This window comes from Dyadobacter sp. (assembly GCF_051859145.1).
Taxonomy (GTDB): Bacteria; Bacteroidota; Bacteroidia; order Cytophagales; family Spirosomataceae; genus Dyadobacter.
On record NZ_JBHYGF010000035.1, the window covers coordinates 1 to 7,790 of the forward strand.

A 7,790-nucleotide genomic window follows, 5' to 3' on the forward strand; every position below is an offset into this window, starting at 1 on the left:
TCACTTAATCAACCGATGTTTCTGAGAAACGGAAAATCTTTCAGGATTTGTAACTCAAATTTTACCCGAAAGAAACCTGCTTTTCTGAACTTTCAAAGACGTTGATTTATTTTTTTTAATATTTCCGTCTTCCACGAAAGAAATACTCCTTCCCTTATTTTATCCCTCGCACTACGCACCAGCCACAGGTAAAATGTAAGGTTGTGGACACTCGCAATCTGAGCGCCCAGCATTTCCCCCGACTTAACAAGATGCCTCAGATATGCCTTACTGTAAAAAGTACTCACGTATCCTCCTAATCCTGCATCAATCGCCGAGAAATCATCCTTCCACTTTTCATTGCGGATATTGATTATGCCTTCCGTAGTAAAAATCATGCCATTCCGCGCGTTCCTGGTTGGCATTACACAATCAAACATATCCACACCCAGCGCAATGCATTCAAGGATATTCGCGGGCGTTCCCACGCCCATCAGATACCGGGGTTTGTCCTTGGGCAATATGTCGCAGACCACTTCCGTCAGCTCGTACATGATCTCGGCCGGCTCGCCTACGGATAGTCCGCCGATCGCATTTCCCTCGCGATTACAAGAAGCAATAAATTCTGCCGACTGAACCCGAAGATCTTTGTACACACTGCCTTGCACAATTGGGAAAAGTGTCTGCTGGTGACCGTACAGCGGGTCGGTACTATCAAACCGCTGGCAGCAACGCACCAGCCAGCGGTGGGTCATCTCCATGGATTGACGTGCGTAAGTGAAGTCACAGGGATAAGGAGTGCATTCATCAAACGCCATGATGATATCTGCGCCGATGGTGCGTTGAATATCCATCACATTTTCCGGGGTAAATGTGTGAACCCCGCCGTCAATGTGTGACTTAAATACCACACCCTCTTCATTAATCTTCCTTCCGGTACCCGCAAGTGAGTAAACCTGGTACCCACCGCTATCGGTTAAAATAGGCTTATCCCAGCCATTAAATGCATGCAAGCCCCCAGCTCGGTTCAGTATGTCAAGCCCCGGACGCAGGTATAAGTGATAGGTATTTCCCAGAATGATCTGCGCCTGAATATCGTCGTGCAGCTCCCGCTGGTGCACCGCCTTCACCGTCCCTGCAGTACCTACCGGCATAAAGATCGGCGTCTCAATCACACCGTGATCAGTCTCAATATATCCGGCCCTTGCCTTGGAAGCGGGGTCTTCAACTTCTAGTGTAAACTTCATTAAACCTTTTAAATTTCTGAGCTGCAAAAATAGATTGAAGGTCTCGAAGAATACTGACAATGACTGTATATTTGTGAGAATATGATTAAATTATACCTCTCTCTTCTGTTGTGGCCGAATCTTTACTTTATGCGCTAGCAGCGTTTGTTACCGTACAATTATTCTACTATCTCTTCTTTTTTACAAGACTGGCGTTTTATGGAAAAGGTGCGAACTACGGTAAGGCAATGCCTGGTGTAACGGTACTGGTTTGCGCCTGGAATGAGCGGGATAATTTGACAGAACTGCTCCCCCTGCTCGATGCGCAGGAGTATCCCGAATTTGAAGTGATCCTGCTCGACGACCGTTCCGACGACGGAAGTGAAGAGTACATCCGCAGCAACATATTTCAATGGAAACATATCAGGTACATCCGGATCAACGATCAGTTTGATCACGTCACACCTAAAAAATATGCACTGACGGTAGGAATGAAACAGGCGAAATATCCGATCGCATTGATGACCGACGCCGATTGCCGCCCTTCCTCTTCGCATTGGATTACCGCGATGACCTCCCGCGTCACGCCCGACAAAGACATTGTGCTGGGCTTCTCACCTTACTTCCGCGACAAGGGAATGCTCAACTGGTTTATTCGCTGCGAAACCTTTTATACTGCTGTTCAATACCTGTCATTTACCCTCGCCGGAATGACCTACATGGGCGTGGGGCGCAACATATTATATAAGCGTTCTGTTTTCTTCGCTAACAAAGGTTTTTACACCCATAAGAATGTATACGGAGGAGATGATGATATTTTCCTGAACGAAGTGTCCACCAGCGAAAATACGACGATCTCGATTGAAGAAGATTCGTTTGTTTACTCCCGGCCAAAAACCACGTGGAGGGATTGGTATCGCCAGAAAACGCGCCATATTTCGGTGAGCAGGTACTACAAGCCGCGTAACAAGATATTGCTCGCATTGCTTTCAGGAAGCCATATTGCAGTTTGGCTGCTCGGTCTTGTCGCACTTGTATTTGGATTGATCACGAGAGACTATCTTTCCTTACAATACCTCGGTATCATCGTTGCAGTTCGATGGGTGATCCAATGGTTTTTACTCATTATTATAAATCTGAAACTGGACAAAACGGTAGAGTGGTTCAGCTTTTTGCTCATGGATTTCGCATTGTTTGTTTACTATACCGTTTTCGGTTTTGTTACTTTAACTAAAAGAAGGCCACGCCGGACATGGAATTAATTGCTAAGTATTTCCCTGAACTTACTGAGGATCAAAAAAGTAAATTTGGTCAAATGGAAGAATTGTATCAGTACTGGAATGCGCGCGTGAATGTGATTTCGCGCCAGGATATTGATACCTTATATGAAAGGCACGTGCTGCATTCACTTGGGATTGCGAAAGTGCAGGGGTTCAAAGCGGGCACCAGCGTTCTGGATGTTGGTACCGGGGGCGGTTTCCCGGGCATTCCACTGGCGATCCTTTTTCCTGATGCGCAATTTCACCTGGTGGATAGTATTGGTAAAAAAATCAGGGTCGTGCAGGAGATCGCAGCTGCATTGAAGCTGGATAATGTGCGTGCAGAGCAAACACGGGCCGAAAAGCTGGACGAATCCTACGAATTCGTGGTAAGCCGCGCGGTAACCGGCATTACGCCATTCGTGGGTTGGGTTAAGAAAAATATCAGCCGCAATTCCTTTCACGAGCTTAGGAACGGGATTTTATATTTAAAAGGAGGCGACCTGGCCGAAGAATTAGGTGAGCTGAACCAGAAAAACCGCGTTTACGCGCTTTCTGACTATTTTAGCGAAGAATTTTTTGAGACCAAGAAGGTCGTGTATGTACCTTTATAAAAATTTAATTTAACCTAATATTATGAACGAACGTTTTAGCGCCAGTGGATTGATGAATCCCTTTTTTCCCGATGAAGTTACTTTTGGCGAAAAAGGCGTGACCTTCAAAGTGAGCAAGCTTTTCAGAAGTACCGACAACTTTGTGTTCTATTCCGATATTTCGGGAGTTGAAGTGGATAGCGGGATGTTTTTTTCGACAATCCGCGTGATCCCTAGGATGCGTCCTGAAATAATTATCAATAATTTTACAAAGGGAGACGCTAAGAAAGTCAAGGAGTTAATTCTCGCGAAGGTGCAATCGTAAGTTTTTTTTAAAGTTTACTCTTGCGCTGTATAACTTGAATTCTTAGATTTGCACCACAATTCGAGTAAACAACCGGATATAAACTCCTGAATAGCTCAGCCGGTTAGAGCATCTGACTGTTAATCAGAGGGTCGTTGGTTCGAGCCCAACTTCGGGAGCAAGTTTAAATTAATCGCCTGATAATCAATGATTTATCAGGCGATTTTTTGTATATTTGGTAAATGATTAGTCCTTTTTGAGTAGAATTCATTAGGCTCGCTTTTTGTCGAGAGAATATTTCTCAGTCCTTACTATCTGCGCCTCTATAAATATGACCCTTAAATTACAGGTCACCGCCTCGACGACGCAATCGCATCGTCAGGTATTGGCTGACCTTGCTCCAATAAATTTGAGCAATGCCGGCGATGACATACACGTAACGTTAAATATTGGCTATGGAAGGAGTTATGTTTATCCTGATCAACTTCTACTGGTTGCATCGGCGATCCATGGGGCCTTAGCACGAGGTGTTACAATTTCGGGAACCTGTAATTGTACAGCAACATGTGAAGGCTATGCAAGTCGGATGAACTTTTTCGAGTATATAAACATAGCTTTCCATGAAAGTTTCATCCGAAGGAGCTCTTTAGGGAAATTTTTGGAAATAAGTAAATTTCCGGACTTCGGCACAGGTAATGAGTTAGTAAATGAGATTATGAAGATTTTTGTTAAGCAAAATCTGACTAATGACGCCATCTTACAATCTTTAAGTTTAACTCTCGCAGAACTAGTATCAAATGTATTTGACCACTCACAAATCGAGGAAGGGTGGCTTGTCGCACAATACTATCCAAAATTGAGTTGTATTCGACTTATGATTGCTGATACTGGGATTGGCATCTACAAAGCATTGACCACTAACCCGAAGAATGAGGCATACAAGCAACTGTCGCCACTGCAAGCTGTTGAGAGATGTGTTGAGAAGGGCGTGACAAATGGTGTCGGCTGCGGTAATGGACTTAATATAACTTCAAATTTAATCACACAAAGTGGAGGCATTCTTTCAATTTATTCCGGAGAAAACTACCTATCGATCTCCGAAGGTAATAGGACATCCGGGGCTTGCCCTTACTGGCCTGGCACAGTTGTTTTTCTTCAGATAGACTCCAGAGCTAGTGTAGACGTTAATGTTATAAATGGTGGCAGCACCGACTTTGTCGATCAGTTTAATTCAGACATGGACGATTGGTTTGCGTAATTTTTGTCCTGTTCTACAAAGTTATTAAATTAAAAATTTTATATTTCGCAACATCTCTTAACTCTCTGTATATATGGTACTTGAAATGCAAAAATTTGGATCTGTTCTTGGTTCCAGGCGATTAGGCGTGATAGTGCGGGAGGAAATTCTTAATGCATTAGCCGCAAATACGACAGTTGTATTTGATATGGCGGGCGTCAATACCGTATCAAATTCGTTTGCCGACGAATGTTTTGGAAAGCTCCTCTTTGATGTGGACTTCGATACGCTCAAGAAAAAAACTACGTTTTCCAATTCCATCCCTTTCGTAAGGGACACTATTAAGATTGCAATGAACCAACGAATGTCAATGAGCTCTGCAATAGCTTGATAAACTGGACCATAACAAAAAAGGCCTTCATAGTGAAGGTCTTTTTTGTTAGTATACAATCTAGTTTCATATTATTTGAATAACTCTTTAACCTTATTTGTATAAAGGACGAACCCTTAAATGAATAGAGAACTATGGTAGAAAACAAAGTTGGAACAACCGTACAATTGAAATCCGGAGGCCCAAAAATGACGGTCGTTAACCCTGCGACCGACGTATACGGCAAAGATGAAGTATTATGTGTTTACTGGAACACCAATTTATTTAAGTATGAGAAGGAAACATTTCCAAAAGAATGCTTGGTATTCTGGGCGGACTAACCAACTCCGAACTAATAAAAAAGTGCCTTAATAGTATTTTTATGCAAGTCTCATCACATTCCTTTGCATCAATCAGAAATGTATCCTTCTCCTGGAACGCCCAATTCATTATAAATAATTTGAACCTCTTTTACACTCAAAATCTTTTTTCCTTTCCTGATTTTCCCTTCATCTGCAAGCTCCTTCAACCATTTACGGAAGGTACAAATCGAAATATGGTTTTGATATTCGTTAAATAGTTCGCTTTTTGACTTAGGGAATATTACTATGCCTTGATTATCAATCATCTGTATTTACTTTTGCTTATAAGAAGTAGTAAAAACCTCAATTATTTCTAACGATGAACGCAGCAGTACCGAATAGCAAGATCGGCAACAGCTTTGCGCGATTTAACTCGCTTTGATACTTCAATCTCAAAGATTCCAACAACTTAACGTCTGCAGCTAATCGTAAGGAGTCTTGATATAGTTCCTGCAACGCTTTGTCATCCTTCTTCTTTTTGAAAATATTTATAACGATGCCGGCAGCAATCAGAGCGGCGCCAGCAAGTGCAGAGTATTTAGCAAAATCCCCCTCAATTGCTACCCCTGACTGGGATGAAGCGGCAGTATTATTCGAGCTTTCCGACAAACCGGACATTCCAAGATTAAGAGCAATAGCACCTACGGCGGACATCCATTGAGCTGCATCACTCTTTCCATCCAATTGAGCAGCTTGATTTGACAGATCAAGCAGTGAGGCATTGTACTGGTAAATGCCATACTCAATGTTTATCAACTGTCTTTCAAGCCAGCGGATACGATTGGTGTTTGCCCCATTGAATTCTCGATCCTGTTTGATAAATACAGTTGGCGTATAAATGGAAATTGCCGTTTTTGTTGTGATGTAGCCCATATAGAAAAGAAGATTTTACCTGAAGTTAGTAATAAATAACTGAACGTCAAAGTATTATAGGAAAATATTTGCATGAAATTTCCCGTGCGAAAAAGATTGGAAGCGTAAAATGATAACTGATAAATCACCTCAAAATCACTAATCAAATCGGTCGAAAATCGGTCGAAAATCGCTATGATATCCCTGTAAAAATGCGGTCATATGTAGTAAAAAACCGCGATTATCGGCCATTTCGATACTCTTTAATGAGGTATTCATTAAAGTCCTTGTGTCCGGGATATATTTTTGAGGAATAATTGTATGTACAGAAGCCGCTCTCGACAAGCCGCGCAACTACATTTTCCCCGGCTGCATCATTATCAAGAAAGGACTTTATACACGCCCTAGCTGGCAGTTTTTCTTTAAGCTTTTTGAAATTAGCCGTCGTGTTCATAATTATTGTCGTTTGTGCCGGCTCCGCACTCCCATAATACACTAGAGCAGATAAGAAGTCGAAAAAGCCTTCAAATACATTCACAACATGGGTTCTCTTTTCAATCGTGGTAACATCATTGATGGTTTTCCCTTTAAACCCGGCTCCATTCCTCAATTCAAAACCATTCGAATCATTAGGGAAACCAATAGCGAAATAATATTTTTCTCCGGCTTGGTAGTGTACCTCCTTCAAGTATAGCATCGCGTACTCAATAGGAATACGGCGGCTTTCGATGTACCTGATTAGATATGGATTTTTCAGGTCACAAACCTTCTTAATGGTGAGCTGAGCATTGGATTTGATAACTGGCTTCTTATGGCCGCTGAAAGAAAAGGAGAGGGGTATCTCTGGCGATAAGGAAAGTAAACATTTAACTGCATCCTGGAACCCGCAATTTTTCAATATTTGTACGAGCCGGATCACATCACCTTTCGTTTCCTCGGAGCCGCCAAAGTCGATGAAAGTATTTTTTTGAATGCTCACATAGAACGATGCTGTATTTTCCTGGCGAATTGGCGAAAAGTAACGAAGCTCTCCACCTTTTACGTCAAGAGCCTCTATGCCCAAACTTTTAAGGAATCCAGCAATCGAAACAGACTTTGCGGAAAATATTTCTTTACTACTAAACATTGTATTTTTCGTAGATCTTTAATTTTGAAACCATATTTTTCTTTTAGCGGCAATAAAGCATTGTATGCACGTTTCCAGCGTAGCTCACTTTTTTTTGGAACATTGGAACAAGAAACGAGAGTTGGAACACGGAACATTTCTGGAACACTTTTGGAACAGGATAACTTTCTAAAAATTAGCTGTTTAAATCTATTTGTTCCATTGTTCTTATTATTTTAGGATATTTCTGGTTCAAATAAAAATATTAATATAATTAGCCATATTATAAAAAAAGAACGGTTTTGGCCGTTCTAGTCCCGTTCCGAAATGTTCCACAATAGCGCTATTCATTCTCTTTATTGCTTCTGAAACTTATCGCGATGAAATTCGTAGACCCTGTTATTTCTGCTTTCGCAATTGAAATTTTCCGATCCACCGATATCTGCATTATGGAGGTTATAGTACTCATATCTTCGTTTTGCACTTAGTACCATACCCATCTC

Annotated in this window: 10 protein-coding genes and 1 tRNA gene; 7 read left to right on the forward strand and 4 right to left on the reverse strand. The window is 41.8% G+C overall.

The features are described 5' to 3' along the window. Window positions 1-92: 92 nt before the first annotated feature. Entirely contained in the window at window positions 93-1,226 is a 1,134-nt protein-coding gene (gene tgt, locus ACTIE6_RS03025; RefSeq protein ID WP_439555221.1) for a tRNA guanosine(34) transglycosylase Tgt, read from the reverse strand. 110 nt (window positions 1,227-1,336) lie between these two features. On the opposite strand from tgt, the gene ACTIE6_RS03030 reads away from it, so the two are divergent. The 7 genes from ACTIE6_RS03030 to ACTIE6_RS03060 all read left to right on the forward strand — a co-directional run bounded on the left by ACTIE6_RS03030 (window position 1,337) and on the right by ACTIE6_RS03060 (window position 5,309). Next, window positions 1,337-2,467, forward strand: a complete 1,131-nt coding sequence (locus ACTIE6_RS03030) for a glycosyltransferase (protein WP_439555222.1) — start codon at window positions 1,337-1,339, stop codon at window positions 2,465-2,467. Beyond that, on the forward strand, window positions 2,458-3,078 hold the full coding sequence (gene rsmG, locus ACTIE6_RS03035) for a 16S rRNA (guanine(527)-N(7))-methyltransferase RsmG (RefSeq protein ID WP_439555223.1): 621 nt from the start codon (window positions 2,458-2,460) through the stop codon (window positions 3,076-3,078). The genes ACTIE6_RS03030 and rsmG overlap by 10 nt, the downstream gene beginning before the upstream one ends. Before the next feature lie 22 nt (window positions 3,079-3,100). Further along, entirely contained in the window at window positions 3,101-3,382 is a 282-nt protein-coding gene (locus ACTIE6_RS03040; RefSeq protein ID WP_056291951.1) for a hypothetical protein, read from the forward strand. Window positions 3,383-3,466: 84 nt separating this feature from the next. Next, a tRNA-Asn gene (locus ACTIE6_RS03045) sits at window positions 3,467-3,540 on the forward strand. 152 nt (window positions 3,541-3,692) lie between these two features. After that, complete coding sequence (locus ACTIE6_RS03050) at window positions 3,693-4,619, forward strand: ATP-binding protein (protein ID WP_439555224.1); 927 nt, start codon at window positions 3,693-3,695, stop codon at window positions 4,617-4,619. Between the two features lie 73 nt (window positions 4,620-4,692). Further along, on the forward strand, window positions 4,693-4,989 hold the full coding sequence (locus tag ACTIE6_RS03055) for an STAS-like domain-containing protein (protein WP_439555225.1): 297 nt from the start codon (window positions 4,693-4,695) through the stop codon (window positions 4,987-4,989). A gap of 134 nt (window positions 4,990-5,123) precedes the next feature. Continuing rightward, entirely contained in the window at window positions 5,124-5,309 is a 186-nt protein-coding gene (locus ACTIE6_RS03060) for a YodC family protein (protein ID WP_439555226.1), read from the forward strand. A gap of 68 nt (window positions 5,310-5,377) precedes the next feature. Here the strand turns inward: ACTIE6_RS03060 and ACTIE6_RS03065 are convergent, their stop codons facing one another. From ACTIE6_RS03065 to ACTIE6_RS03075, 3 genes are all read right to left on the reverse strand, one after another. Further along, on the reverse strand, window positions 5,378-5,596 hold the full coding sequence (locus tag ACTIE6_RS03065) for a hypothetical protein (protein ID WP_439555227.1): 219 nt from the start codon (window positions 5,594-5,596) through the stop codon (window positions 5,378-5,380). Between the two features lie 37 nt (window positions 5,597-5,633). Beyond that, a complete protein-coding gene (locus tag ACTIE6_RS03070) occupies window positions 5,634-6,203 on the reverse strand; it encodes a hypothetical protein (RefSeq protein ID WP_439555228.1) in 570 nt (189 codons plus the stop codon). A gap of 220 nt (window positions 6,204-6,423) precedes the next feature. Further along, window positions 6,424-7,308, reverse strand: coding sequence for a toprim domain-containing protein (locus tag ACTIE6_RS03075; RefSeq protein WP_439555229.1), 885 nt, complete (start codon window positions 7,306-7,308; stop codon window positions 6,424-6,426). Between the last annotated feature and the right edge of the window lie 482 nt (window positions 7,309-7,790).